Source organism: Selenomonas sp. AB3002 (genome assembly GCF_000702545.1).
Lineage (GTDB): Bacteria > Bacillota > Negativicutes > Selenomonadales > Selenomonadaceae > Selenomonas_B > Selenomonas_B ruminantium_A.
Map to the genome: position 1 here is coordinate 1,814,138 of NZ_JNIO01000008.1, position 25,265 is coordinate 1,839,402.

Here is a 25,265-nt window from a genome sequence, read left to right on the forward strand (position 1 = left end):
CAGGACTCATATACATTATTTTCTAAATACAAAAAGATATTCATGGGCAATGAGCAAGAAATTATATTTCACGCTGTTAGTTTTCCAGTAGCCTGTGGCTCTGCAGTTGTGCTGTTCTTTGATAATAAGCTCCTTCAGGGTGAAGCCTGCTTCCTCGAAGATTTTCATTACATCGAAGGACATTGGCACCATGCACCCTTTCTTTCTGGTGTCTCCCATAAGGATAGCGCAGAATTTGTCCTTTTTCAGAACTCTGTAGCTTTCTTTCGCCACCTTTTTCATTTCCTCCAGAAAGTCTGCTATTGCCATGCGGGATAGGTCTGCCGGAATATCTTCGCTGTACTGAATAATGTTAGCATAGGGCGGGTGGGTGCATATCAAGTCTATTTGTTCGTCTTTCAGAAAGTCAAGGTTTCTGGCGTCTCCTTTTTGCAGGGTAACCCTGCCCTCTGCCCCTTCGTGCTCGAAGTCTGTCTTTTCACGGCATCTTTCCAGGGCCATATCATTGACGTCCACGCCAATAATGTTGCGGTTCAAAAGTTTTGCTTCCACCAGCGTAGTGCCGCCTCCGGCGAATTGGTCAAGGACACAATCTCCTTCTTTGGAGTAACGGAGCATGATGTTGCGGGGGATATAGGGCGACCAGTTACCCCGCCATTTTGCGTCATGTGTGGCCCAGTCGCCACGTTTTGGGAATGTCCAGTGGGTGGTCATTCTAAGTTCAAAGTCCTCTGGCTCCCATTTTATAATCTTTTTTGGCTTTTTATTTGCAGGCTTTTCAGCCGTAATTGTGTCCAACAGCAATCCTCCTATAATTATTATTTTCGATCATTTTCGATCGTTTTGTATTGAATAATATAGCACAGGATCACAAATCTTGGCAAGTATTGTTTCATCTTTCCCCTTTGCGGGCAATTCTCCCGCATATTTCAAAACGGCTTAGAAGCTTGATTTTATTAGCGTTGTGCACTAAAAAAGGCCAGCTGGAAAACTGACCTTGATGGTTTTTATATTGCTGTTGTCTCTTTCTTGTTTATTATTGTTTTAATCTATACTCGCCTCGGCCCAAGAATTCTACAAAGCCCTTGTCACGCAGATATTGTAGTTGCTGGCGGATTTTTGGCTGAACATTGTGATTTTCCCTGTGGCGCTCTTGCAGATAATCGGTGAAGGCATACACGTCCTGCAGGGTGAAGTGTTCCCTGCCTATTTGCTCTAAGCAGTAGAGTACGTCCATGAGCCAGCCCCTAGCCTGTATTCTGCTGGTGGCAAGGGCTGTGGTGGCGGAGACTTTTTCACAAACGGCTTTAGGGTCAAGGATTTCTCTTTGACTGATGACAGAGATTTTTCCTTGAGCGGGAATATTCTTCCAGGCGATATTGCACCCTGTCCACCCCGCCCGGCGGGCTGTAGGCGGCAGGGGCTTCCTCTTGATGATGATTTCCGAGGTGAAGAAGTAGCTGGGGATTATCCAGAGGTTTTCTACCATGTATTCAGGGCGCGTGTATTCCATGACGAACAGGTGCGGGTTATTGTCATCCCTGAGCCTTCCCATCATGGTTTCATAGGCTCCGTCTGCAATTACCGAGCCGAAGCGCCCATTATGGCTTTTCAGTTCGAAGGTGTTCCGGCAATGGGGGCAGCAGAGGTCTGCCACGGGCTTGTTGTTTTGCAGATGCTCAAGGCGGGGCGCTCCACACATGACACAGTACATGTTTTCAGCGGCCCAGGCTTCCGTAATGACTCTGGCTTGCTGTTGTGGACTGTGGTAAGCTGCCCCCAGGTCAGCGTCCATGCGTATGTCCATGTTTTGCCTCCTGTCGCTGGATCTGAAATACGGCTGGCAGAATGAATGCCAGACGTACAAAATGTCATGAAAGTATTTTTCGCTTACCGACTTGCCTTACCAATTTGCTTCCACATACTTATTTGCCGTTTTGTCATCGAGTCCGAAAACTTCTGCCAACTTGAGGGCAATGGTTTTCTTGTCCAGGTTAAGGCTTTTCAGTGCAACTACCGTGCCCCTGATGCCTTTCTTTTCGCCTCGTTCTTCGCCCCTTTTTTCGGCATAACTCAATTGTGCTGCCTGGTCGCGACGGAATTTCTCTGCCTTCTCATAAGACCTTCTGGCCACTTCGTCTTTGGTGAACATGTCTTCCACCTCCATTGCCTCTTTTATGGCCTCTTCACCGGCGGCTATTTCCTCCAGTTCCTCATCAGAGGTAGCAGGAGAAAAATATGCCGCCCATTTTTCCATGCGGTTCATGTCCTTTACGCTCTTGCTCTTGAACTTCGGCAGTTCAAGGAAGTGTATTTCCAGCTTGTCCGTCAGCTGGCACTGGGTCTTGATATCGTAGATGCCAAAACAACTGTGCATATCGGTGTACTGCTTTTCATTGAACAGGTTGAAGCCCAGAATGTTGATGGCAATGGTACGCTTTAGCTGGTCGTATTCCTCGCCGCGCTTCAAATCGGCATAGTTTCGCGCCCAGTAGAACAGGGAACGCTCCCCCATGGCAGCCAGAGCATTGACCTGCATTTCGATATTGACCTTAGTGCCGGAAGCCGTACGCCCCAGTATGTCAAGGCGCGACTCCTTGCCCTCATACTCATCAGAGTCAATCTCCCGGTCGATGAACTCAATGTCCACCAGTTGCTCAGTGCCCTGAAACTCAAGGAAAGCATTGATAAGTGCAAGAGTAATCTTAGGATACTTTGCGAAGATTGCTTTGAAAACCGCATCATTGGTGCGGTTGATGCGAAAAGCCGCCATGGTCATTCCTCCCATTTCTTCTTTTATTTTATGACTTTGCCTTTTGAAAAACAACACTTCTCCACTAAAAAATGGCTGTGCAATTATTATGCAACAGCCATTTTAATCGTCTTAAAGGCTATATTCAGTTCCGCTGGCCTTGAGTCTGGCCATGGCTCTCATGAGAGCCAGTTCGGCGCGCTTTTCGTCAATGCTTTGCTTGACCTCGGGAGTGCCGGTCTTGAATTTTTCCAGACGCTCCCTGGCGCGGTCGAAAGCCCGCTGGGCGCGGTTTACGTCAATGTCCACGGGGGCTTCTGCCGCCGTTGCCAGTACCGTGACTTTTTCAGGAGTTACCTCCATGAAGCCGCCGGCGCAGGCTATGAGCTGCTCGTCCCTGCCGTCCTCGAACTTCACCCTCAGGGCGTGGGGCTCAAGGCCGGTGACCAGGGGGGCGTGCTTGGGCAGGATGCCCAGCTCGCCGCCAGTGGAACGGACGATGACCATGCGGACGTCCTCTGAATAGACCACCTTGTCAGGGGAAACTATCTCCAGCCTGGTTGTAGCTAACGCCATCTAAATCAGGCCTCCTCCGCTTTCAGCTTCTTGGCCTTCTCAATGACCTCGTCAATGCCGCCTACCATGTAGAAAGCAGCCTCGGGCAGCTCGTCATGCTTGCCCTCAAGGATTTCCTTGAAGCCGCGGATAGTCTCCTTCAGGGGCACGTACTTGCCTGGGGTGCCGGTGAAGACCTCTGCCACAGCGAAGGGCTGGGAGAGGAAACGCTGGATCTTGCGGGCGCGGGACACGGTGAGCTTATCATCGTCGGAAAGCTCTTCCATACCCAGGATGGCGATGATATCCTGCAGGTCCTTGTACTTCTGCAGCACAGCCTGCACACCGCGGGCCACTTCGTAATGTTCCTCGCCGATGACATGGGGGTCAAGGATACGGGAAGTGGAATCCAGGGGGTCCACTGCCGGATAGATGCCCAGCTCTGCAATCTGGCGGGAAAGCACCGTGGTGGCATCCAAATGGGTGAAGGTGCCTGCCGGTGCCGGGTCAGTCAGGTCGTCTGCCGGCACATATACTGCCTGCACGGAAGTGATGGAGCCTTCCTTGGTGGAGGTGATGCGCTCCTGAAGGGCACCGATATCCGTGGACAGGGTGGGCTGATAACCAACTGCGGAAGGCATGCGGCCCAGCAATGCGGACACCTCGGAACCTGCCTGGATGAAACGGAAGATGTTGTCGATGAAGAGCAGCACATCCTGATGCTGCACATCGCGGAAGTACTCTGCCATGGTGAGGCCCGTGAGGCCCACGCGCATACGTGCTCCGGGGGGCTCATTCATCTGGCCGTAGATGAGGGCCGTCTTGTCGATAACCCCGGACTCGGTCATTTCGTTCCAAAGGTCATTGCCTTCACGGGTACGCTCGCCCACGCCTGCGAAGACGGAGTAGCCGCCGTGCTCGGTGGCGATGTTGTGGATCAGCTCCATGATAAGCACGGTCTTGCCCACGCCTGCGCCGCCGAAGAGGCCGATCTTGCCGCCCTTGGAATAGGGAGCAATCAGGTCAACCACCTTGATGCCTGTCTCCAGGATGCTGGTGGCAGTCTCCTGCTCGTCGAACTTCGGAGCCGGGCGATGGATGGGCCAGAACTCCTTGTTGCCAACTGGTTTCGGGTTGTGGTCAACGGTCTGTCCCAGCACGTTGAACACGCGGCCCAGGCACTCGTTGCCCACGGGCACCTTGATGGGAGCGCCGGTATCCTCAGCGTCCATGCCACGCTGGAGACCATCGGTGGAGCTCATGGCGATGCAGCGGGTGACGCTGTCACCCAGATGCTGCATGACCTCTACCACCAGGTCGATATCCACCTTGTCGGCTTTGCCCTTGATGGTGATTGCATTGAGTATCTCCGGCAGCTCGCCTGCCGGGAACTCGATATCTACGACAGGTCCGATGACCTGTACGACTTTACCTTTTGCCAATGTAAAACCTCCTCCTTCCGGAGTTTCCACTCCTGAGGATAATATTGTGCACCGTAATTACTTCAGGGCTTCTGCGCCGCTGACGATCTCGTTGAGCTCCGTGGTGATGCCTGCCTGACGTACCTTGTTGTAATGCAGCTCCAGCTTGGAGATAAGCTCTGCCGCATTGTCGGTAGCGTTGCTCATTGCATTCATGCGGGAGGACAACTCACTGGCTGCCGCCTGCAGCAGGGCTGCATAGACAGTAGTGTAGAGGTACTGGGGCAGCATGTGCCCAAGCACCGCCTCCGCCGAAGGCTCATAGATGTACTCGGTGCCGGGGCCCTTCGCCTCACCGGCTTCCCCCTCCGGTGCCACGAAAGGCAGCAGCTGCACTGTCTCGGGCACGCAGGAAATAGCCGATACGAAGCGGGTGTAGACCATCTGCACATCAGAGATTTCTCCGCTTTCGAATCTCTCTATGATGTGGCGGGCAATCTTCTGGGCATGCTCAAAATGAGGCTTCTCAGAAAAGCCCGTGAAGGTCTCGGCCACGTTATAATTTCTGTGCTTGAAGAAATCCCGGGGCTTGCGGCCCACAGTGACTACTTCGGTGGTCGCCTTATCCTCGATGGACTGGAGAGCTTCCTTGCAGGCATTGCTGGAATATGCTCCAGCCAGGCCCTTGTCAGCTGCCATCACCAGCACCAGGCGGTGTCCCTCCTCATGGGTTTCAAGCAGAGGATGGGAGAACTCGCCACCCACGGTCACGGCAATCTCCTTCACCACCTCAGACACCTTTTCCGCATAGGGACGGTTGGCCTGGGCTGCCTCCTTGGCATGGCGCATACGGGACGTAGCCACCATGTCCATGGCGTTGGTGATCTGCTGGATGCTCTTGACGCTCTTGGTACGGCGCTTGATGTCTTGTAAGCTAGGCATGAAAATCCCTCCTTACGCCATCTTGTAGTCCACGGTTTCCTTGAACTCCTCGATAGCCTGGGAGATTTCCTTCTCAAGAGCATCATCCAGTTTCTTCTGCTCTGCAATCTTCTTGCCGGTGTCGGGATGGGAAGTGTGCATGAACTTGATGAAGTCATCCTGGAACTTCACGACCTTGTCCACGGGGATATCCGTCAGGAAGCCGCGGACAGCGGTGAAGATGGTCAGCACCTGATCCTCAACGGAAAGAGGTGAATACTGGGCCTGCTTCAAGGTCTCAACCATGCGCACGCCGCGGTCCAGCTGTGCCTTGGTAGCCTTGTCCAGGTCGGAGGCGAACTGGGCGAAAGCTGCCAGCTCGCGGTACTGGGCCAGGTCCAGACGCATGGTACCAGCCACCTGCTTCATGGCCTTGATCTGGGCGGAACCGCCTACGCGGGAGACGGAAAGGCCCACGCTGATAGCCGGGCGGATACCGGAATAGAAAGCATCCGTCTCCAGCATGATCTGGCCGTCGGTGATGGAGATGACGTTGGTAGGAATGTAGGCCGAAACGTCGCCTGCCAGAGTCTCGATGATGGGCAGCGCCGTGATGGAACCTGCACCCAGCTCGTCGGAGAGCTTGGCTGCGCGCTCCAGGAGGCGGGAGTGGAGGTAGAAGACATCGCCCGGATATGCCTCACGTCCGGGGGGACGGCGAAGCAGCAGGGACATGGCACGGTAAGCTGCAGCGTGCTTGGTAAGGTCATCGTACACGCAGAGGCAGTGGCCGCCGTGGCCATTCTCATCCTTGGTGTACATGAAGTACTCAGCCATGGCTACGCCGGCATAAGGTGCCAGATACTGCAGCGGTGCGCTGTCAGAAGCGGTAGCTGCCACCACGATGGAATACTCCATAGCGCCGTGGTCTTCCAGGGTCTTCACCACACGAGCTACAGTGGAGGCCTTCTGGCCGATAGCCACGTAGACGCAGATGCAGTTCTGGCCCTTCTGGTTGATGATGGTATCGGTGGCGATAGCCGTCTTGCCGGTACCGCGGTCGCCGATGATGAGCTCGCGCTGGCCGCGCCCGATGGGCACCAGGGCATCGATAGCCTTGAGGCCGGTCTGGAGAGGCTCATGGACGGACTTGCGGTCTGCAATGCCCGGTGCCTTGAACTCTACAGGGCGGGACTCCGTAGTCTTGATGGGGCCCTTGCCGTCGATGGGACGGCCCAGGGCATCCACCACGCGGCCAATCATGGCCTTGCCCACGGGCACCTGCATGATCCTGCCCGTACGCTTGACGGTGTCGCCTTCCTTGATTTCCACGTCGCCGCCCAGGATAACGGCACCGACGTTGTCCTGCTCAAGGTTCAGGACCAAACCATATATATCATTGCCGAAATCGAGGAGCTCGCCTGCCATAGCCTTGTCCAGGCCATGGATATGGGCGATGCCGTCGCCGATTTCGATAACCGTGCCAACATCATCCACATTCAGATCTACATTGTAGTTCTTGATCTGGTCTTTGATGATCGCGGTTATTTCTTCCGGATTCATTTTCATATTTCGCTGTCACCCCAGTTTCTTTATCCTCTGTCCGCACAAAACACGAACAGTTCAATTGGCCACGGAACCTTCCATAAATAACCTGCTGCTATGCTTGTCTAAATCTCCTCAGCCTGCGTTGTCGTCGTTCGACGTAGCACCGCTACGTCTCGCTCCTTCGCCTTGACTGAGAAAATTTATCCTGCGCATATCTAGCACGTTATTTATTTCAGCTTCCTAGGAGCTGTGCTGTCATTTCCTGCAGGCGTCCCTTCACGGAGCCGTCAATGCGCTTGTCGCCAATGCGCACCACCACGCCGCCGATCAGGCTCTCGTCCTTGTGGGTGCGGAGAGTGATCTCCTTGCCCGTGACGGAAGCCAACTTCTTCTGGATCTTCTCCTGCTGTGAGGAGGTCAGCTCCTGGGCGCTGGTAACATCAGCCACCACAATGCCCCGGGCCTCATTGGACAGGCTGCGGTAGATATCCTCGATAGCCTCGAAGAGCTCTATGCGACGCTTGTCCACCAAAAGGTAGAGGAAATTAAGTACAGTCTTGGAAAGTTCCCCGTCAAAAAGCTTCCGCAGCAGTTCCTTCTTGTCCTCCCTCTGAATCTGGGGATTGGCAAGATAGCTTTTCAGCTGCGGAGCGCTGTCCAGGTCCTTTCGCACAGAGGCAAGCTCCTCACCGTAGGGGATGAGCTTTCCCTCTTCCTGCGCCAGCTCGAACATAGCCTTGGAGTACTTGCGCGCTAACTGTAAATTCAGCATGACAAATCACCAATCTTATTTTTATCGAGCTTTGCCACAAAATCGCCGATAAGCTGCTCGTTCTCGGCAGCGTCCAGGTTCTTGGAGATGATTTTGCCAGCAGCAGCCATGGACAGAGCCACCATCTGGGTGCGCAGCTCTTCCACTGCACGCTCCCTGTCGCGCTCGATCTCAGCCTTGGCGGCCTTCTTCATCTGCTCAATCTCCCGCTCCGTATCGGCTTTGCGGGCTGCACGGTACTCTTCCGCACGTTCCTCGGCTCTCGCCTGTATCTCCTGGGCACGAGCGCTGGCTTCTGCAAGCTTTGCCTTGTAGTCAGCCAGCACAGCCTCAGCAGCTGCCGCATCGTCATCAGCACGCTGAATGCTGTCGGCAATGCGGTTCTCACGGGCCTTCAGCATGCTCACGACCGGCTTGTAAGCCAGCCAGTGGAGCAGGGCCACCAGGATCAGGAAGTTCAGGATCTGCGCAACCAGCGTCATGTTCAGATCTATCAATTCCTATGCCTCCCTTCAATCATCAAACAAGATAAGAGTCTTATTTGATCAGCGGGTTAGCATAGAGCATGATCAGAGCCACGACCGTTGCGATGATGGCCATGGACTCGATGAGGCCGACGGAGATCAGGGTATTGGTGAAGAGCTTGCTGCCTGCCTCAGGCTGACGGGAAAGACCCTCGATGAAACGGCTGGTGACAAGACCATCACCTACGCCAGCGCCAATAGCGGCAAGACCCATCGTAATACCTGCGCCAACCAGAGCAGCGGCTACCATAATTGCGTTTTCCATGAAAAAATCCTCCTTAAATAATGAAAGATAAGAAAATTACTCTTCATCCTCTTTGACTGCGTTGGCGAAATACGCCATGGACAGCATCGTAAAGATGAACGCCTGCACGGCACCGATGAAGATACTGAAAGCCAACCAGATAACTGACGGCACCGGCATCCAGATCGGCATGAGTTTCAGCAGGATGATGATGAGGATCTCACCTGCCAGGATGTTGCCGAAGAGACGGAAGGACAATGTGATTGGCTTCGCAATCTCTTCAATGGCGTTGATGATGACAAAGACCGGCGTTGGCTTGAAGAAATGGCCGATATAATGGCCGCCCTTCCTTGCCACACCCAGCACGTGCACCATCACGATGACCAGCAGGGCCAGGCCCAAAGTGGTGTTCAGGTCATTGGTAGGAGACGCCATCCCAGGGATGAGTCCCAGCCAGTTTGACACCAGCAGGAACATGAAAAGCGAGATGATGAAGGGAGCCAAAAACATGCCGCCCTTGCCCATGGTGCCTTTCATCTGCGCCTGCAGACCTTCAACGACCATCTCTATCACATTCTGCCAGCCGCTGGGTACCAAAGAAAGGTTCCGAACAGCCAGGAAGGCAATGATGAGGACGATCGCCATGGTGAGCCAAGTCATGCAGAGGGTTTCCCAGTTAAAGGTCATACCAGCCCATTGCACAACTTCGCGAACACCGATTTCATGCATAAACCTCTACCTCCTCCAGGGCTTTGCCCCAATATTTTTAGGGCGGATTGCTCCGCCATTTGGAACTGTCCGTAAATTTTTGCTTTACTTACTTTCAATTCCTTATGAGAACCGGCGCCTTTCAGCTCCGTTTTCCCTTCTTGAGATTATTGCCTATCATCAACACCAGAGCCGTCAGATAGACCGTGAGAAATCCCAGCACCGTCACCGCAAAGACCTGGGTGCCGATCCTGGCCGCTACGCCAAAGATAAGTGCCAGGGTAAGAAGCCTCAGAATAAGGCCAAAGAGCATTTCCTTCTTGGCACCTTGCGCGCTCATCCCCGCGCTGCGGAAGGTGCGGTAGACCAAAGTCCAAAGGTAGGCTCCCGCTGCCAGATACCCGATGAACAGGGCTCCTATCAGCTGCGCCCCGCCGGATGCCATGAGGCTCAGGCAGAGCATGGCCGTGAAGACCGCCAGGGTCAGGCAAAAGGGCCTTTTGATTTCTCCCAGTGCTTCTTTCAAAACAGAGGTATCCATTCGCAAATTCTCCCACAAGTGCATTATTCTACACAATGCACTTTATTCCTGCCTGCAGCAAAGAAAATAAGCATTTTCCCACTTGCACGCAGTTTTTATTATAAGATATTACTTTGTTTATCGCAAGTGAAGATTATCATAATCGCCATGAATTATTCCTATTGTATCATAACTAGGGCGTGTTGATTAAATGAGCTTGCCCCAGATTTGCTGGGATAGGCTGTCCATTGCAAGGCGACAAACCGGAGGCATAGCGGTGCTATGTCGAGGATTTGTCAACGCAGCAGGGACAGTCAAGACCAGTAAAGATGGGGTGAGTGAATTAATCAACACGCCCTGACATAAAATGAGCATAATTCAAACCACGCCGTTTTCCTTGATTTGCCGGTAAAGGGTATAAATAGCCCCCGGAAAGCCTATGATGATTCCCACCAGCTTCCCTGCGTACCCCAATCCAAGATTTTCGTCAGCCAGATTGCCCAGCCAGAGGCAGATGCCCACAAACACGACAAAATAAATGCCTACACCGGACAGCAGGGCAAAGGCTCTGACAGCCTGCCTGAGGCCCTCATTCTTTCCGGGTTCTTCGCTCATCTTTTTCCCTCCACAACAAAGAGGCCCCCTGCCGGGCAGGGAGCCAGTGAACCTTATTTATCGCTGCCCATGAAAACGTCCGGGCGCTCGTCAGCCAGGCCATAATGATAGAGGATAGCCTGGATGATGCGGCGGCTGGCCTCGCCATCACCATAGGGATTGCAGGACTCAGCCATGCGGCTGTATTCTTTTTCATCGGTGAGGAGAAGTTTTGCTTCCTCATAGACGCGCTCACGGTCGGTGCCGATGAGCTTAACCGTGCCTGCGGCCACAGCCTCGGGGCGCTCGGTGGTATCCCGCAGCACCAGCACAGGCTTGCCCAGAGCCGGAGCCTCCTCCTGAACTCCGCCGGAATCCGTGAGGATCAGATGCGCCCTGCTCATGAGGTTGGCAAAGGGCTCATAATCCAAGGGGTCGATAAGGTGTACTTTCTCAAGCCCCCCCAGTTCTTCATTGACCACTTCCCGCACCTTGGGGTTCTTGTGCACGGGGAAGACTACCTCCACATCGGCGAACTCCTCGGTGAGCTGCTTAAGTGCCTTGTACACATGACGCATGGGCTCACCCAGATTCTCACGGCGATGGGTAGTTACAAGGATGATGCGCTTGTTCTGGAAGTCGATTTTCTTCAGTAGCTCATCTTCAAACTGGAAATCCTCCCGCACCGTATGGTGCAGGGCATCGATAACCGTATTGCCCGTGACGAAAATCTGCTCGGCAGGCACATTCTCTGCCAGCAGATTGCGCTCAGAAGTCTCCGTGGGCGCAAAATCCAGAGCTGCGATGCAGCCCGTGAGCTTGCGGTTCATTTCCTCCGGGAAGGGAGAATAGATATTGTGGGTGCGGAGGCCTGCCTCCACATGGCCCACGGGAATCTGGTGGTAGTAGGCCGCCAGGGCGCCTGCAAAGGTAGTGGTGGTATCACCGTGTACCAGCACGATATCCGGCTTCTCCTCCTGCAGCACCTTGTCAAGGCCCATCATGGCCTTGGAGGTGATGTCAAAAAGGGTCTGGCCGGCAGACATGATGTCCAGATCGTGGTCCGGCTTGATTTCGAAGAGGTTCAGTACCTGGTCAAGCATATCCCTGTGCTGGGCTGTCACAGCCACCACCGGCGTAATCTCCTCCGGGTGCTTCTGGAGTTCCAGCACGATAGGAGCCATCTTGATGGCCTCCGGACGGGTGCCAAATACAGTCATCACCTTGATTTTCTTGTTTGCCATAAATCTATCACCTTTCCCCATACAGATAAAGGCAGGGAACGAGCCTGCCTTCATTGGGATTCCCTATTAACTGCTCAGTGCTGCTGGGCAGAATCATTCAAATGGAAAATACCGATTTTCTTGGCCCCAAAGAGCACTGCCGAAATAACCACGCACACAATAGCGATGGACATCTGGGGGCTGACCTCCGTGAGAGCCACAGCGCTGAGACCCAGCAGGGCGCTGATGACGTACATCAAGAGCACTGCCTGACGCTGGGTGAAGCCCAGATCCAGCAGACGATGATGCAGATGACCCTTGTCCGGCTTGAAGATGGGCACTCCCCCACGGTAGCGGCGCACAATGGCAAAAGTGGTGTCCATGATGGGCAGCCCCAATGCCAGGATGGGCACGATGAGGGCGATGGTAGCTGCGCTCTTCACCGCCCCGATGACGGAAATGCCAGCCAACATAAAGCCCAGGAACATGCTGCCAGAATCCCCCATGAAGATGCGGGCAGGATTGAAGTTATAGTAAAGGAAGCCAAAGGCAGCCCCGGCCAGAGCCGCCGTCAGCACGGCCACCAGCATGAAGCCCTGCTGCAGGGCCACCAGGAAGATGGTGACAGCCGCAATGGAGGAGACCCCCGCTGCCAGGCCGTCCAGGCCGTCAATCAGATTCACCGTATTGGTCAGGCCCACAATCCAGAACAAGGTAGCAGGCACAGCCAGATACTCAAGGAAGAGATAATCCCCAAAGGGGTCAGTAATGAAATCAATCCTCACATCAAAGCCAATCACCAGCACGCAGGCGGCGATAATCTGTCCCAAGAGCTTCACCTTGGCAGGCAAATTGGTATAATCATCGATAAGGCCAATGACCACAATCAGCGTGCCGCTGACCATCAGGCCAATGATTTCCTGCTGTACCTCAGCATCCACGCTCACCAGCACCAGCACAGCCGTCATAGCTGCCATGAAGGCCAGGTAAATGCCCAGCCCCCCAATGCGGGGAATGGGATTCTTATGCACTTTGCGGGCATCGGGCTTGTCAAGAGCCCCGGTTTTCTTTGCCAAAAAGATAACCCCAGGCGTCACCAGCAGAGCCATTCCGGCGGCAATGATGAACGCCAACATATAATCCGGCATAACTTAAGTCGCACTCCTTCAAATTCAAACGAAAAGGCACTCCTGCCTAAATAACAATCCTATTCTACCCCATGCCCATGGCAGTGTCAATAATGTATCTTATCCCTTGACAAGCATGAAAAAAAGCTGAAAGCATATAAAAAGGAGTCCTGCGGACTCCCTTAGATTCTTATGAACAGTTCCTTATGCAATTTCATCCGGCCTGCAAGTGATGATGCTGCCGTCTGTCTCGTAGTAGACCACCTGGGAAAGCTTCGCATTGCGCAGCATGCGCCTGCAAAGGAGACAAGGCTTGCCGGAGGCCAGTGTGCCGTCGGCGTTGTAGCCTACGATGTAGATGGTGGCACCTTCCATGAGAGCCGGGTCGGCATTGATGATGGCGTTCTGCTCCGCGTGGACAGCCACGCAGAGCTCGTAGTTCTGCCCCTTTGGGACTTTCAGCCGCTCGCGCTCGCAGAGACCCGTATCGATGCAGTTGGCCTCGCCTCTGGGGGCGCCGTTGTAGCCGGTGCTGATGATGATCTTGTCCTTGACTATGATGGCTCCGTAGCGCCGGCGCAGGCAGGTGGCACGGCGGCCAACCGCTTTGGCAATGTCAAGAAAATACTCCGTCCAGTCAGGACGGCTCTGCTGCTCTCCCATTTGGCTTCCTCCTCACACAGGTCCTTTATCAATTTCCCGGCGGGCAAGTATCACCGCCACCAGGTCATCCACTGGCTCCGGAGGCACCTGCATGGTGACAGGCAGGAACCGTCGCCATCCTTTAGGCGGATTTACCTGCCAGTAAAGCTTTTTGGCTTCCTCCGTGGTGCGGTATTCATCCACCACCTTCAGAGTCATTCCCGGCAAAACTTTCTTCAAGCGCCCCTCCGCCTCCTTGCTGGTGGTGCCATTGCCCATTATCAAACAAACAGGATCATGTTCCCTGGCCCTGGCTATGGCAAACTCTTCCAAGGCTTTTGTTTCAATCACCTGCCGCCAAAGGATTTCCCCCTGGTCATTCAATACTGCCAGACCGCATTTATCCCGACCCGGATCCAGTGCCATGATATTCATGCTCGATACACCTTTCATTTTGCAGTATAAATACCATCACTGTCCTGGGCAGGCTCCAGCTTGAAGTCAAGTCTCAACGGCCCCAGGGCATCCGTGGCATCGCGGGCATAGGCAGTAAGCACGATGTGGTCAGTGCAGCTCCGAAGGTTTTCCACCAGATTGTAGAACTGCGCCCCTTCGATGACACCTACGGAACCGCGGATAGGATCGGGCAGTATGCCCTTGGCCACCGCTGCCTGATTGACATTCATCAAGAAATCCATGGCCACCATCTCTGCCTCTTCCTCATCATGCTTCCTGAGAGTATACGGTTTGGCGAGAATGAGCTCCTTGCTGCCATAGATGATGCTGTTCTTATAAAGTTCCAGAGAAGCGCGGACAACTTCCCCGCGCACCAGATTGCCAGCGGCAACGATGCGCACTACCATATCCTGGGAACTTTCAGCAATAGCCTTGATGGCTGCCTCAGCTTCTGGCTGATATATCCAAAGGCCCTGATCTGTCTGATTGATGCCCAGGCGGGCAGACACATTGCGGTTAGCCAGCTGGGCCAGCGACTGAAGGTCTGCCTCCACAGCTTCCTCGCTGCGGCCCCCCTGGATTACTCCGCTGGCCAGGATTTCCCCTGCCCTGAAGGTTATGTCACCCTCACGCATGGTAATGAGACCATCCCTGAGACGCTCTGCATTCTGCTCAAGATTCTTGTTATCCTTGCTGAGCTTTTCATTATTCTCTGCCAGGCTGTCATTATCTGCCAATAGGGACTGGTTTTCACTGCTCAGGCTGTCCCTCTCTCTTTGCAGGTTTTCCTTTTCCTGCTGCAGAAGATCATTGCCTGCCTGCAGTTCACGGGATACAGCCTCTAATTCCTTCTGCTGGTTCTGGAGTTTTTCCACATCCACTTTGGCCTTATCCAGAGCGCTGTCAGCTGCTTCCTTCTCCACCCGGGCAGCCTGCAGCTCGCCTGTAGCCTGCTCAATGCCCGCCTGCATTTCCGCCATGTGACGCTTGAGCTTTTCCATGCCAAAGAGCGCCGTGCGGACATTTTCAGAGGTAGCCGCCAATACTGCAAAAGTCATGGTGGTAATCAGGGCCCCGGTGATGATGGTGACGATGATGGAGGTGTGCCGGGGACGCAGACCAAAAATAGACAAGCGCTTTTTGCCTATCTTGGTGCCAAGTCTGTCGCCAATAAAGGCAATAGCCCCACCTGTCAGTATCAAGACTGCTATGAGAAATACGCCATACATCTGCTATTGCCACCTTTCCTGGTTAGATTTCCTGCTGCTTATCTTGCTGTGTTATTTGGAAGCCCGCCTGATAAGGAATCCTCCTGCCAGCAGGCCCACGATGTTCGGTATCCAGACTGCCAGCATGGGAGCCAGAGCCCCGCTTCTTGCCAGGGCATTGCCCATAGTCATGAGCGCATAGTAGAAAAAGATGATGATGACGCTCATAGCAAAACCGGCAGAGGAAGAATTGCGGTTAGGCTGCAGCCCCAGCGGTATGCCGACCAGGGCAAATACCAGGCTCGCCATGGGCACGCTTACGCGCTGATAAAGCTCTGCTTCCAGCTTGTTGGTGTTTACAAACTGGGTCTTCATAATGTCAATCTCAGCCCGCAGCTCCTTCATGGTGAGCTCTGAAGGCTCCTTCTGTGCCCTGACTATCTGCTTGGGAGCGGAAGCCACAGGCAGGGTCTGCTTGTCAAAGCGCAGGGTATGCGCCTTCTTGTCCTCGCCTTCGGCCATATCATAGATAATGCCGTTGTGCATGGTCCACTCCTGGCCATTCCACTCAGCGTACTCAGCATTCTCCACATGGGTTACCTTGCCGTCCACGCCGAATTCCTGCATGGTGACACCTGTCAAATGCTCCGTCTCAGCTTCATAAAGGCGGGCATAGACAAGGCGCTGTATTTTACCGTCCCTGATTTCCTTCAGGATAACGTGCTCCTGGGATTGCAAGGTAGTATTGCCCTCAATCTCATAGTAGATTACATTGCGGTAAGCGCTGTTGGCCCAAGGCACCACGTATTCATTGAAGGCAATTGCGCCAATGCTCACCACCAGCCCCATAAGAATAGCGGGGGTAGCAATGCGTGTAAAGCCCACACCGCAGGATTTCATAGCGGTTATTTCCGAAGAACCGGACAGCTTGCCAAAAGTCAAAAGCGTAGCCAAAAGCATGGACATGGGAAATGTCCAGATAATGACACTGGGCATGCTGAACACAAATACTTTCAGCACCGCCGAAAGGGAAGCACCATAATCCGTAATGAACCTGGCAATCTTAAAGAGCGTGCCTGAGCCGATGAACACGGCAGAAAAAGCACAGATGCCAAAGAGGAAGGACAGGAAGATCTCCCTGAATATGTATTTGTCTAATATTCTCAGCTTCATCCTGCCTCTCCTTACATACTGAAATTATCGCCCAGATAGAATTTCCTGGCGATGGGACTGTTGGCTATGGTGTCGCTGTCACCTTCCAGAAGGATCTTGCCGTTGTTGAGAATGTAAGCCCTGTCCACAATCTGCAGTGTCTCGCGGACGTTGTGATCCGTAATGAGGATGCCCATGCCCCGCTGCTTGAGATACTGGACAATCTCCTGAATATCTGCCACAGCCAGGGGGTCAACCCCCGCAAAGGGCTCGTCCAGCAGGATAAACTGCGGTTCCAAGGCCAGGCACCTTGCTATCTCCACCCGGCGGCGCTCACCACCGGAAAGCTCTGTGCCCTTCCTTTCCCGCACATGGCCGATATGGAATTCCTCCAAAAGGGATTCGTACTTGTGACGCTGTTCTGCCTTGGAAAGTTCTGTGGTCTCAAGAATGGCCATGATATTTTCCTCAACCGTCAGCTTGCGGAAAATAGACGCCTCCTGAGGCAGATAAGAAATGCCCAGCCGCGCACGGCGGTACATGGGCATACCGGCAATATTGACCCCGGACAGATTCACCTCTCCGGAATCGGGCTTCTCAAGGCCCACTATCATGTAAAAGCTGGTGGTTTTGCCGGCACCGTTAGGGCCCAAAAGACCAACTATCTCGCCTTTTTCCACCCGCAGGGACACACGGTCAACTACGGTACGGTCCTTGAACCTTTTCACCAGGTTCTTGGCTTCGATATGCAAAGCTAAGTCCTCCACTCCAATACTGTTACTGTGCTGCCTTGGCCGAGCCGTCCTTTGCCATGTAAAGGGTCAGCTTGTTGCCACGCAGGGTGTTGTTATCCTGCACGGCCCAGGCATGACCAGTCATGACGGCCTTGCCTTCATCCTTGCCATAATAATCCACCCGGTCGCCGCCGGCTTCCAAATCCTTGGTAGGACTGTTGACATAGGCATTGCCTACCCCAACATAGTGCTCATCCTTCAGCCAGCCCTCCAGGAAATCTGCCCTGAAGAAGCCATCCTTGCTGCTGGCAGTGCCGCCATTATCCAGCCTGATGTAATCATTCTGGGTGGGATAGTAATCTACCCTTTCCCCTTTGAACTCCCTGTCCTGCTGTGTGCCGTGAACGCTGCCCATTGCCATCATGTGATCCTGTCCCTCAGAAATCAATTGGTCGCAGGTAATGCGCATATCACCCTTGACAGCAATGACATTGCCGATGACAGAGCCGGCCATGGTCTTGATATTGTAGGTGGCCTTTGTTCCCGTAACCTTGGCATCACCGCGCTTCATCAGCACATTATCCGTGGCTACCACTTCGCCGGTGCGCATATCGTATTCCACGGTATCAGCATCCAGGGAAGCAGGCTCCTTGTTGTCTGCCGCCAGCGCCAGGGAACTTGCCAGCAGGCTGAAGGCCAGCCCTGCTCCTATTATTTTCATTTTATTCATCAGCTTTGCCTCCCGACTTCTTCATTTCCTCCGCCATAGCTTTGGCCTTTTCCTCATTGCGTTCCAAATGGGCATGACCTATGGCCTTTACTTTATTGAAGCTCTCGCTGCTCTCGATTTTGTCAGCGGTGATCAGCAGGTCTTCACGGACAGATTTCACATCTCCCAGAGCAGTAAGGATCTCTTCCTTATTCTTCCACTCCAATTCCTTGCTGGTGAGAATGGCACCGTCACTGTAAGTGATAACAATATTGCCAGCGAGCTTTACGTCTCTAGACTTGCCTCCATAGACACCGCCATCGGCCTTCAGCTCCGCCACCTTGCCGTCCTCGGCGTAGAAGTGGCCAGTGATGCCCTGCATGGTCACATCCTGGGTATCCACATCCACTTCAATATGCTCAGAGGTCAAATCCCAGAGCTTCCTGCCATTCTTTTCCTCGCTGATGGTGTTGCCATCATAACTCATAACTTTTTTCTCAGGCTTGGGCACTTCTTTGGGTACCTCCGGCACCGTGGCCACCGCCCACACAATCAGCCCCACTGCCAGTATGGCAATGACTGCCACCAGAGCCTTGGCTTTATTATTCATGCCTTTTCCTCCTTGGACAGAGACGTGTGGTGCTTGCCTGATTTCATCTGCTCCGGGGCAGTGTTCCAGCGCTTCTGGAACCAGAGCCACTGGGTGGGATTCTCACGAATGACACTCTCCAAGATCCTGGTCATCTCAACGGTAAAATCATAGAGGTCCTTATCAGGATCCCCCGTATCCTTATAGCGCATGACTTCTTTGATAATGACCTTATGCTTGCCATTCGGCTGCCTGATGATAAAAGCTGGCAGTACAGGAGCATGGAACTTCCGGGCAAAGACCGCAGGCCCCATAGGAGTGGCAGCAGGCTTTCCCAAAAAATCTATCAGCGCTCCGCCCGGGCCGCCGTCCTGATCGGCCAGGAACCCCAGAATCTTGCCAGCCTTCAAAGCCCTGGCTGCCGCCATGAGCTCGCTGGTGCCACGGGAAAAAATCTGCACGTTGATGGTCTTTCTGAGGTCATCCAGCGCATTGGTGTACTGGATATTGGGCTGGGGCTTGGCAATGGCAGTGACGGGCAGGTCATTCATGGTAAAGGCAGCAGACAGCCACTCCCAGGTGCCGATATGCCCAGTAAGAACTACCACACCTTTGCCCTCGGCAATAGCCGCCTGCATACGCTCAAGATGATCGATTTCCACAAACCTGGAAAAATTCTCCTTGTTCTTCAGCGCAGGCATGTAGAGGATTTCCAGCACGTTCCTGGCCAGATTCACAAAGGATTCCCTGACCAGACGCCTTGCCGCCGCCTCATCTATTCCCAGGGCGGGCATCATCTGGGCCACCGCACGCTCCCTCTGTTTTTTTATCAGGAGGTAGTAAAGGTTCCCCAGCACCCTTCCCACTGCCATAAGCAGGCCATAGGGGAGGTGACAGCAGACCTTGCTCATGAACATTACCAATTTATACTGCATGGACCGAACTCTCCCATCACTGCTGCAACGCCTCCGTAGGGGTTGCAATATTATCAATCTGTTCATTTACATCCTGAAAGGACGCCACAATAGCTTCCCATTTTCCCTGAGACTTCAAAATGAACTCCAAGAGCTGGCGGATGGCACCGTGCCCTCCCGGCTTGCTGGAAATCACCAGTGAAGCCTCCTGCACTTCAGTCACGGCATCAGCTACAGCCATAGGCAAGCCCACTTGGAGCATGACGGGCAAGTCAATGAGATCATCACCAACATAAGCGATTTCCTCATCTTTCAGCCCCTGCCTGTCCTTGAGCTCCTTGTAGGCCCCCCGCTTGTTGCGGTGCCCCTGCATGACTTCCGTTATATGGAGCTCGCCAGCCCGATAGGCCAGCTGTTTAGACTCGCGCCCGGTGATTATGGCCGTGCGCAGTCCGGAGCGATGAGCCAGGGTAATGCCCAGCCCATCCTTGCAGTTGAAGGGCTTGTAAAGTTCCCCTTCGGCCCCCACATAAATGCCGCCATCAGTCATAACGCCGTCTACATCGAAGATGATGATCTTTATTTTCTTTGCCCTTTCCAGAGCTTCTGCTTTTATTTCCATAGCTTTATGCCTCGCTTATCCAAAGTAAGTGAGGGACAGGGGCATGGCATAAGCGGAACGTGTGGAATTTTTCCATAAATCTTAGCGAGCGCAAGCTTCGCTCTGCGAAGCAGAGCAAAGTGCAGCGGGAGCTTAGATTCTATGGAAAAAGTCCAAGTGAAGCGTTGTCATGCCCCTTTCCCGAACGCCTTAGCGTAACCAAGACTTATCACACAACGCCCTGGCGCAGCAAATCCGTCAGATGGACAATGCCCACAGGTGTGTTGTCGCTGTCGATAACCGGCAGCACCGTAACCGGGCGGGGCTTGTGCTTCTCCATGACGGAGAGGGCTGCAGCCGCCAGCTTGTCCTTGGAAATGGTAAGAGGCGTCTCAAACATGATGGCCTTCACCGGCTCATCCAGGAATTTGTAATCCTTGGCCAGAGCACGGCGGATAATGCCGTCTGTAATCAAGCCGATGAACTTGCCATCTGCGTCCACCACAGAAACAGCCCCCAGGCCCTTGTCCGTCATGATGAACAGGGCATCCTTGGCCGTTTTGTCCGCCGTGATGATAGGATTGTCCTCCCCAGTGTGCATGACATTCTCCACCTTCAGCAAGAGCTTCCGGCCCAAAGCCCCGCCAGGGTGGAACATGGCAAAATCCTGGCTGGTGAAGTTGCGGGCGCTCATAAGGGCCATGGCCATGGCATCACCCATGGCCAGGGTAGCCGTGGTGCTGGCCGTGGGAGCCAGCCCCAGAGGACAGGCTTCCCTTTCCACACCGATATCAATGAAATGGTCGGCATGACGGCCCAGGTTGGAATCCCTGCGCCCACAGAAGGCAACAATGGTGGCCCCGATGCGGCGGATAATGGGCAGGATATTCACTACCTCAGAGCTTTCGCCGCTATTGGAAATGGCAATGACAACGTCCTTTTCCGTCACCATGCCCAGATCTCCGTGGAAAGCCTCACCGGGGTGCATGAAGAAAGAGGGGGTGCCGGTGCTGGCGAGAGTGGCGGCAATCTTCCTGCCGATATGGCCGGACTTGCCCATGCCTGTAACCACCACCCTGGCCTGGCAGTCCAGTATGCACTGGACTGCTGCCTCAAACTCAGCGTCGATGCGTTCCTTCAGAGCCTCCACTGCCCCTGCCTCTATCTCAAGGGTCTCTATAGCTTTCTCCGTTATCATGGACATGGCTGTGTCTCCTTCTATGACAGGACTATATCTTAAAGTTTCTTGCGCACGATTTCATGGATAGCCAGAGCATCCTTCAAGAGGTCTTCCAGCTTGTCCAGATATACCATATTGGCACCATCGGACAGTGCCTCTTCCGGATTGTCATGGACTTCCAGGAAGAGTGCGTCAATGCCCACGCCTACAGCAGCCCGCACCAGATACTCCACATACTCCCGGTTGCCAGAAGAAGTGGTGCCTGCCCCACCGGGAAGCTGCACACTATGGGTGCCGTCAAAAACCACGGGATAGCCAAAGGAACGCATGATGGGCAGGGAACGCATATCCACTACCAGATTATTGTAGCCAAAGGAAGCGCCGCGCTCCGTAAGCATCATCTGGTCACAACCGGATTCGTGGAGCTTGTCCACCACATTGCGCATATCCTTTGGAGCCAGGAACTGGCCCTTCTTCACATTCACCACCCGGCCTGTCTGGGCAGCAGCGTGCAGCAGGTCAGTCTGACGGGAAAGGAAGGCGGGAATCTGCAGGATATCAGCCACTTTCGCCACGGGCTTGGCCTGATTCTGCTCGTGGATATCAGTCACCACCGGCACATCCAGTTCCTTCTTGATAGTCTCCAGCATCTCCAGGCCCTTCTTCATACCCGGGCCGCGGAAGCTGTGGAAGGAGGAACGGTTGGCCTTGTCAAAGGAAGCCTTGAACACATAAGGAATCCCCAGCCTGCCGCAGATATCCTTGATGGTGCGGCCAATGTAGAGACAACGGTCCAGGCTCTCCAGCACGCAGGGGCCTGCCAGCAGGGCCAAAGGCTCGCCGCCGCCGATCTCGAAGCTGCCGACCTTGACTTTATTCATGATGATTCTCCTTCCATTATTTCATAAACACAAACCTAGTGTTTATTTTATCACATATTCCTGTAAATTTCATTGACCCTTTCCAGGTCCTCTGCCGTGTCCACGCCCACGAAGCTGGCATGAGTCTCCACTACCTTGATGCGATAGCCGTTTTCCAGGGCGCGAAGCTGCTCCAGGGACTCAGCCTGCTCCAGCGGAGTCGGCTCCATCCTGGCATAATTCAGCAGGAAATCCCGGCGGTAAGCGTAAATGCCGATATGCTTGTAAACCGGGCAGCCGCTTTTGCGCGGATAAGGCATAAGCGACCTTGAGAAGTACAGCGCGTAGCCCTCCTTGTCACAGACCACCTTGACATTGTTGGGATTCTTCTGCTCCTCAGCGTCTTTCATCTCGGTCTTGACCGTAGCCATGGCAAGGGCCGGGTCATCCTTGAAGAGCGCCGCCAATTCGTCTATGAGTCCCGGCTCTATCAAAGGCTCATCTCCCTGCACATTGACAATCAGGTCAATCTCCGGGTAAGCCTCTGCCACCTCTGCCAGCCTGTCAGTGCCAGTGGCATGGTCAGCTCTGGTGAGCATGGCCTTGCCGCCGGCGGCCTCCACAGCGCTCTTGATGCGCTCATCATCGGTTGCCACCATGGTTTCATCAACCAGGCTGGCAAGACTTGCCCTCTCGTAGACCCGCACCACCATGGGCTTGCCCGCAATATCCTTCAGCGGTTTGCCCGGCAGCCTGGTTGAGGCGTAGCGGGCTGGTATCACGCAAAGTACCTTCATAACTGATATCTCCTTTAGCGGTTCCCCAATTTATCCTGCAATTTTGCCTTCAGCAGGCTGTAGAACTCCTCCCCGCCTTCCTGGAAATTGACCTCCACGCAGATGACGTAGACGGGAATGGGCCAGCGGGACTGTATGACTTCTGCGGGAATCTTCACCGCATCCTTTTCTGTAATGACAATGGCTTCAGCTCCCTGGCTCTCAGCGCGCCTCAGCACATCCTGCATTTCCTGCATGGTGTAATCGTGGTGGTCGGGATAGCGGAGGCTCTCGATGATCTCCGTGCCCAGATCCTCCAGGGTCTGCTCAAAGGAAGCGGGATTGCCGATGGCTGACACCGCCACGATGCGCTTGCCCTTCATTTCCGTCACCGGAATGCCATCACCTGCAATATCCACATACCAGTCCGGCAGGGGGATAAAGCAGCGGGGCTGATGGATGCTCTCCACAATCTTGGCCTCAGGATTATAGCTCTCCATGGTTTCCCGGATATACTCGCGGGAACCTGCCGCCGCCTGATCCACTTTGGTCATCAGGCAGACATGGCTGCGGTTCAGGTGAGGCATAGGCTCGCGCAGAGTGCCTCGCGGCAACATATAGCCATTGCCGAAGACATTCACCGCATCAATGAGGATGATGTCCATATCTCTTGCCAGCTGCCAGTGCTGATAGCCGTCGTCCAGGATAGCCACCTCAGCGCCGAAGTGCTCGATGGCATAGCGGCCAGTCTCAGCTCTTTCAGCACCGATCAGCACGGGAACTTCGGGCAGATGCTTGGCAAGCATGAAGGCCTCGTCGCCTGCCTCAGCAGCGCTCATGTGCAGGTTGCTGCCGTCAGACACAATGCCCACCTTGCCATGCCATTTAGCCCGGTAGCCCCTGTTGAGGATTACCACCCGGTAGCCCATATCCCGGATATCCCGGGCCAATCTCTGGGCGGTAGGCGTCTTGCCCGTGCCGCCCACGGTGATGTTGCCCAGGCTGATGACAAAGCAGTCAAGGCTCCTGGTGCGGAATACCCCCAGCTTGAAAAGCGCCAGCTTGAAATTCACCAGCCCGCGATAAACCAGGGACAGCAGATAGAGGATTCCCATGAGGATGTTCTGCCCTATGCCGTCCACATCCTTGCTGTGCACCAGATCCACGAAGTAGGTCTGGAGGTTGGCAATCTTCTGGGTGGACTTGACGCTGGAACCCTTGGAAGCCTGCTCCCGCTCAAAGCGCTCGATGGTCTCCCGCAGGATCAGGGCAGACTTGCGGGAAGCCCCCTTGTTCTCGGCCACGATAGCCAGAGTCTCCGCCTCCATGCGGTGGCGTTCCTCGGGCTCATCAAAAAGGCGGGCGGTTTCCCTGGCCAGCCCCTCAGCGTTCTCCACAGTAATGCAGGCATTGCGCTTCCTGAAGAGGGCATGGGTGTCCTTGAAATTGAACATATAATGGCCCACGATGATGGCCTTGCCATGAGCCGCCGGCTCAAGGATGTTGTGGCCGCCGTGGGTGATCAGGCTGCCGCCTACGTACACCACATCGCCTATGCTGTAAACTCTGCCCAGCTCGCCAATGGTGTCGAGAATCACAATGTCAGCCGGCTCTCCGTGCTGCTGCTCTTTCTGCAGCTCTGTGCGCAGGGCCACCTTGAAGCCTGCCCGCTTGCAAATATGCGTGACTTCCGTAGTGCGCAGCAACTCGCGGGGGGCAATCACCAGCCTGGCCCTGGGATGGTTCTTCCTGACCTCCTTGAAGGCCTGCAGCACGAACTCCTCCTCACCGCGATGGGTGGAACCTGCCAGGAAGATGCCGCCGTTATCCTCCAGGTTCATCTCCTGGAGAATCTGTGCCTTTTCTTCTGCGCTTACATCTGTATAGGTCTGGTCAAACTTGGTATTGCCCGTCACCGTCACAAGTTCCGGAGGGGCGCCCAGCCGCTGGATATACTCGGCATCAATGGGGGACTGCATGGCAAACTTCTTCACCGTGCCAATCATGTCCCGCAGGAGGCCGCGCATATACTTGTAGCGCTTGACGCTCTTGTCGCTGATGCGGCCGTTCACCATCATCACGGGCACCTGGCAGCGGCGGGCGGTCTTCAGGAAATTCGGCCAGAGCTCCGTTTCCACCGGCAGGAAAACCCGTGGCCCGATGCGCCTGAAGACGTGGGAAGCCAGCCAGGGCAGATCCAAGGGGAAGTAGATGATGGCATCTGCATCCTTGATGATGCGGTTGGCCATCTCATAGCCACTGGTAGTGACTACAGAAACAAGAATGGGGCTGGTGGGGAACTCCTTGCGGAATTCCTTGATCAGGGGGCTGGTAGCTACGATTTCCCCTACCGAAGCCGCATGAACCCAGATACAGCCCTTTTTCGCCACCGGTTCAAGAACATGGTCCGGGAAAATGCCCAGGCTCTGCTTGATGCGCTCCACGAACCCCCGTTCACGCACCGCGCGGATCATAAACATCGGGATGATGAGCACCACGACGATGATGGCCGCTATGTTATAAAGCAACTGCATG

Annotated in this window: 28 protein-coding genes; all 28 read right to left on the bottom strand. The window is 54.3% G+C overall.

Features of this window, described 5'->3' with window-relative positions:
- Positions 1-15: 15 nt before the first annotated feature.
- On the bottom strand, positions 16-798 hold the full coding sequence (locus P159_RS0116605) for a DNA methyltransferase (protein WP_318253616.1): 783 nt from the start codon (positions 796-798) through the stop codon (positions 16-18).
- A gap of 238 nt (positions 799-1,036) precedes the next feature.
- The gene (locus P159_RS0116610; RefSeq protein ID WP_029545912.1) at positions 1,037-1,807 is read right to left on the bottom strand and encodes a DpnI domain-containing protein; all 771 of its coding nucleotides are present in this window, start codon (positions 1,805-1,807) and stop codon (positions 1,037-1,039) included.
- 96 nt (positions 1,808-1,903) lie between these two features.
- Entirely contained in the window at positions 1,904-2,773 is an 870-nt protein-coding gene (locus P159_RS0116615; protein ID WP_051650433.1) for an Rpn family recombination-promoting nuclease/putative transposase, read from the bottom strand.
- 111 nt (positions 2,774-2,884) lie between these two features.
- The gene (locus tag P159_RS0116620) at positions 2,885-3,328 is read right to left on the bottom strand and encodes a F0F1 ATP synthase subunit epsilon (protein WP_029545916.1); all 444 of its coding nucleotides are present in this window, start codon (positions 3,326-3,328) and stop codon (positions 2,885-2,887) included.
- 5 nt (positions 3,329-3,333) lie between these two features.
- On the bottom strand, positions 3,334-4,749 hold the full coding sequence (gene atpD / locus P159_RS0116625) for a F0F1 ATP synthase subunit beta (RefSeq protein ID WP_029545918.1): 1,416 nt from the start codon (positions 4,747-4,749) through the stop codon (positions 3,334-3,336).
- 57 nt (positions 4,750-4,806) lie between these two features.
- A complete protein-coding gene (gene atpG / locus P159_RS0116630; protein ID WP_029545920.1) occupies positions 4,807-5,670 on the bottom strand; it encodes an ATP synthase F1 subunit gamma in 864 nt (287 codons plus the stop codon).
- Positions 5,671-5,682: 12 nt separating this feature from the next.
- A complete protein-coding gene (gene atpA / locus P159_RS0116635) occupies positions 5,683-7,218 on the bottom strand; it encodes a F0F1 ATP synthase subunit alpha (RefSeq protein ID WP_029545922.1) in 1,536 nt (511 codons plus the stop codon).
- Between the two features lie 211 nt (positions 7,219-7,429).
- Positions 7,430-7,969 (bottom strand): F0F1 ATP synthase subunit delta, encoded by a 540-nt coding sequence (locus P159_RS0116640; protein ID WP_029545924.1) that lies wholly within the window; start codon positions 7,967-7,969, stop codon positions 7,430-7,432.
- Complete coding sequence (gene atpF, locus P159_RS0116645) at positions 7,963-8,466, bottom strand: F0F1 ATP synthase subunit B (protein WP_029545925.1); 504 nt, start codon at positions 8,464-8,466, stop codon at positions 7,963-7,965. The genes P159_RS0116640 and atpF overlap by 7 nt, the downstream gene beginning before the upstream one ends.
- Positions 8,467-8,506: 40 nt before the next feature.
- A complete protein-coding gene (gene atpE, locus P159_RS0116650; protein ID WP_029545927.1) occupies positions 8,507-8,758 on the bottom strand; it encodes a F0F1 ATP synthase subunit C in 252 nt (83 codons plus the stop codon).
- A 36-nt stretch (positions 8,759-8,794) separates the two neighbouring features.
- Positions 8,795-9,466 carry a F0F1 ATP synthase subunit A gene (gene atpB / locus P159_RS0116655; protein WP_029545929.1) on the bottom strand — a complete coding sequence of 224 codons (672 nt, stop codon included), beginning with the start codon at positions 9,464-9,466 and terminating at the stop codon, positions 8,795-8,797.
- Positions 9,467-9,587: 121 nt separating this feature from the next.
- Entirely contained in the window at positions 9,588-9,986 is a 399-nt protein-coding gene (locus P159_RS0116660; protein WP_051650434.1) for a hypothetical protein, read from the bottom strand.
- 357 nt (positions 9,987-10,343) lie between these two features.
- Positions 10,344-10,580, bottom strand: a complete 237-nt coding sequence (locus tag P159_RS0116665) for an AtpZ/AtpI family protein (RefSeq protein ID WP_029545933.1) — start codon at positions 10,578-10,580, stop codon at positions 10,344-10,346.
- Between the two features lie 53 nt (positions 10,581-10,633).
- Positions 10,634-11,803, bottom strand: coding sequence for a UDP-N-acetylglucosamine 2-epimerase (non-hydrolyzing) (gene wecB, locus P159_RS0116670; protein ID WP_029545935.1), 1,170 nt, complete (start codon positions 11,801-11,803; stop codon positions 10,634-10,636).
- 74 nt (positions 11,804-11,877) lie between these two features.
- Entirely contained in the window at positions 11,878-12,930 is a 1,053-nt protein-coding gene (locus P159_RS0116675) for an MraY family glycosyltransferase (RefSeq protein ID WP_029545937.1), read from the bottom strand.
- Between the two features lie 183 nt (positions 12,931-13,113).
- Positions 13,114-13,572: a dCMP deaminase family protein gene (locus tag P159_RS0116680; RefSeq protein ID WP_029545939.1), complete on the bottom strand. Its 459-nt coding sequence runs from the start codon at positions 13,570-13,572 to the stop codon at positions 13,114-13,116.
- Between the two features lie 12 nt (positions 13,573-13,584).
- Complete coding sequence (locus tag P159_RS0116685; RefSeq protein WP_029545941.1) at positions 13,585-13,986, bottom strand: resolvase; 402 nt, start codon at positions 13,984-13,986, stop codon at positions 13,585-13,587.
- A gap of 14 nt (positions 13,987-14,000) precedes the next feature.
- Positions 14,001-15,236 carry a DUF3084 domain-containing protein gene (locus P159_RS0116690; protein WP_029545943.1) on the bottom strand — a complete coding sequence of 412 codons (1,236 nt, stop codon included), beginning with the start codon at positions 15,234-15,236 and terminating at the stop codon, positions 14,001-14,003.
- Positions 15,237-15,287: 51 nt separating this feature from the next.
- Positions 15,288-16,388 carry an LptF/LptG family permease gene (locus P159_RS0116695; RefSeq protein WP_029545945.1) on the bottom strand — a complete coding sequence of 367 codons (1,101 nt, stop codon included), beginning with the start codon at positions 16,386-16,388 and terminating at the stop codon, positions 15,288-15,290.
- Between the two features lie 11 nt (positions 16,389-16,399).
- Positions 16,400-17,119 (bottom strand): LPS export ABC transporter ATP-binding protein, encoded by a 720-nt coding sequence (lptB, locus tag P159_RS0116700; RefSeq protein WP_029545947.1) that lies wholly within the window; start codon positions 17,117-17,119, stop codon positions 16,400-16,402.
- Between the two features lie 25 nt (positions 17,120-17,144).
- Positions 17,145-17,831: an LptA/OstA family protein gene (locus P159_RS0116705; protein ID WP_029545949.1), complete on the bottom strand. Its 687-nt coding sequence runs from the start codon at positions 17,829-17,831 to the stop codon at positions 17,145-17,147.
- A complete protein-coding gene (gene lptC, locus P159_RS0116710; protein WP_072004168.1) occupies positions 17,824-18,420 on the bottom strand; it encodes an LPS export ABC transporter periplasmic protein LptC in 597 nt (198 codons plus the stop codon). Before lptC ends, P159_RS0116705 begins: the two co-directional genes overlap by 8 nt.
- The gene (locus tag P159_RS0116715; protein ID WP_029545953.1) at positions 18,417-19,334 is read right to left on the bottom strand and encodes a lysophospholipid acyltransferase family protein; all 918 of its coding nucleotides are present in this window, start codon (positions 19,332-19,334) and stop codon (positions 18,417-18,419) included. The genes lptC and P159_RS0116715 overlap by 4 nt, the downstream gene beginning before the upstream one ends.
- Positions 19,335-19,350: 16 nt before the next feature.
- On the bottom strand, positions 19,351-19,935 hold the full coding sequence (locus P159_RS0116720; protein ID WP_029545954.1) for an HAD-IIIA family hydrolase: 585 nt from the start codon (positions 19,933-19,935) through the stop codon (positions 19,351-19,353).
- Positions 19,936-20,143: 208 nt separating this feature from the next.
- Positions 20,144-21,112: a KpsF/GutQ family sugar-phosphate isomerase gene (locus tag P159_RS0116725; RefSeq protein WP_029545956.1), complete on the bottom strand. Its 969-nt coding sequence runs from the start codon at positions 21,110-21,112 to the stop codon at positions 20,144-20,146.
- Positions 21,113-21,150: 38 nt separating this feature from the next.
- The gene (gene kdsA, locus P159_RS0116730) at positions 21,151-21,975 is read right to left on the bottom strand and encodes a 3-deoxy-8-phosphooctulonate synthase (protein ID WP_029545958.1); all 825 of its coding nucleotides are present in this window, start codon (positions 21,973-21,975) and stop codon (positions 21,151-21,153) included.
- Between the two features lie 50 nt (positions 21,976-22,025).
- Positions 22,026-22,751, bottom strand: coding sequence for a 3-deoxy-manno-octulosonate cytidylyltransferase (gene kdsB, locus P159_RS0116735; protein WP_029545960.1), 726 nt, complete (start codon positions 22,749-22,751; stop codon positions 22,026-22,028).
- 14 nt (positions 22,752-22,765) lie between these two features.
- Positions 22,766-25,264 carry a tetraacyldisaccharide 4'-kinase gene (lpxK, locus tag P159_RS0116740; RefSeq protein ID WP_029545962.1) on the bottom strand — a complete coding sequence of 833 codons (2,499 nt, stop codon included), beginning with the start codon at positions 25,262-25,264 and terminating at the stop codon, positions 22,766-22,768.
- Between the last annotated feature and the right edge of the window lies 1 nt (position 25,265).

What these genes read in the sequence shown, in the direction of transcription:
- P159_RS0116610 (WP_029545912.1), bottom strand. Translation starts at nt 1,807, where the DNA reads ATGGACATACGCATGGACGCTGACCTGGGGGCAGCTTACCACAGTCCA.
- P159_RS0116615 (WP_051650433.1), bottom strand. Translation starts at nt 2,773, where the DNA reads ATGGCGGCTTTTCGCATCAACCGCACCAATGATGCGGTTTTCAAAGCA.
- P159_RS0116620 (WP_029545916.1), bottom strand. Translation starts at nt 3,328, where the DNA reads ATGGCGTTAGCTACAACCAGGCTGGAGATAGTTTCCCCTGACAAGGTG.
- atpG (WP_029545920.1), bottom strand. Translation starts at nt 5,670, where the DNA reads ATGCCTAGCTTACAAGACATCAAGCGCCGTACCAAGAGCGTCAAGAGC.
- atpA (WP_029545922.1), bottom strand. Translation starts at nt 7,218, where the DNA reads ATGAAAATGAATCCGGAAGAAATAACCGCGATCATCAAAGACCAGATC.
- P159_RS0116640 (WP_029545924.1), bottom strand. Translation starts at nt 7,969, where the DNA reads ATGCTGAATTTACAGTTAGCGCGCAAGTACTCCAAGGCTATGTTCGAG.
- atpE (WP_029545927.1), bottom strand. Translation starts at nt 8,758, where the DNA reads ATGGAAAACGCAATTATGGTAGCCGCTGCTCTGGTTGGCGCAGGTATT.
- atpB (WP_029545929.1), bottom strand. Translation starts at nt 9,466, where the DNA reads ATGCATGAAATCGGTGTTCGCGAAGTTGTGCAATGGGCTGGTATGACC.
- P159_RS0116660 (WP_051650434.1), bottom strand. Translation starts at nt 9,986, where the DNA reads ATGGATACCTCTGTTTTGAAAGAAGCACTGGGAGAAATCAAAAGGCCC.
- P159_RS0116665 (WP_029545933.1), bottom strand. Translation starts at nt 10,580, where the DNA reads ATGAGCGAAGAACCCGGAAAGAATGAGGGCCTCAGGCAGGCTGTCAGA.
- wecB (WP_029545935.1), bottom strand. Translation starts at nt 11,803, where the DNA reads ATGGCAAACAAGAAAATCAAGGTGATGACTGTATTTGGCACCCGTCCG.
- P159_RS0116675 (WP_029545937.1), bottom strand. Translation starts at nt 12,930, where the DNA reads ATGCCGGATTATATGTTGGCGTTCATCATTGCCGCCGGAATGGCTCTG.
- P159_RS0116680 (WP_029545939.1), bottom strand. Translation starts at nt 13,572, where the DNA reads ATGGGAGAGCAGCAGAGCCGTCCTGACTGGACGGAGTATTTTCTTGAC.
- P159_RS0116685 (WP_029545941.1), bottom strand. Translation starts at nt 13,986, where the DNA reads ATGAATATCATGGCACTGGATCCGGGTCGGGATAAATGCGGTCTGGCA.
- P159_RS0116690 (WP_029545943.1), bottom strand. Translation starts at nt 15,236, where the DNA reads ATGTATGGCGTATTTCTCATAGCAGTCTTGATACTGACAGGTGGGGCT.
- P159_RS0116695 (WP_029545945.1), bottom strand. Translation starts at nt 16,388, where the DNA reads ATGAAGCTGAGAATATTAGACAAATACATATTCAGGGAGATCTTCCTG.
- P159_RS0116705 (WP_029545949.1), bottom strand. Translation starts at nt 17,831, where the DNA reads ATGAATAAAATGAAAATAATAGGAGCAGGGCTGGCCTTCAGCCTGCTG.
- lptC (WP_072004168.1), bottom strand. Translation starts at nt 18,420, where the DNA reads ATGAATAATAAAGCCAAGGCTCTGGTGGCAGTCATTGCCATACTGGCA.
- P159_RS0116715 (WP_029545953.1), bottom strand. Translation starts at nt 19,334, where the DNA reads ATGCAGTATAAATTGGTAATGTTCATGAGCAAGGTCTGCTGTCACCTC.
- P159_RS0116720 (WP_029545954.1), bottom strand. Translation starts at nt 19,935, where the DNA reads ATGGAAATAAAAGCAGAAGCTCTGGAAAGGGCAAAGAAAATAAAGATC.
- P159_RS0116725 (WP_029545956.1), bottom strand. Translation starts at nt 21,112, where the DNA reads ATGATAACGGAGAAAGCTATAGAGACCCTTGAGATAGAGGCAGGGGCA.
- kdsA (WP_029545958.1), bottom strand. Translation starts at nt 21,975, where the DNA reads ATGAATAAAGTCAAGGTCGGCAGCTTCGAGATCGGCGGCGGCGAGCCT.
- kdsB (WP_029545960.1), bottom strand. Translation starts at nt 22,751, where the DNA reads ATGAAGGTACTTTGCGTGATACCAGCCCGCTACGCCTCAACCAGGCTG.
- lpxK (WP_029545962.1), bottom strand. Translation starts at nt 25,264, where the DNA reads ATGCAGTTGCTTTATAACATAGCGGCCATCATCGTCGTGGTGCTCATC.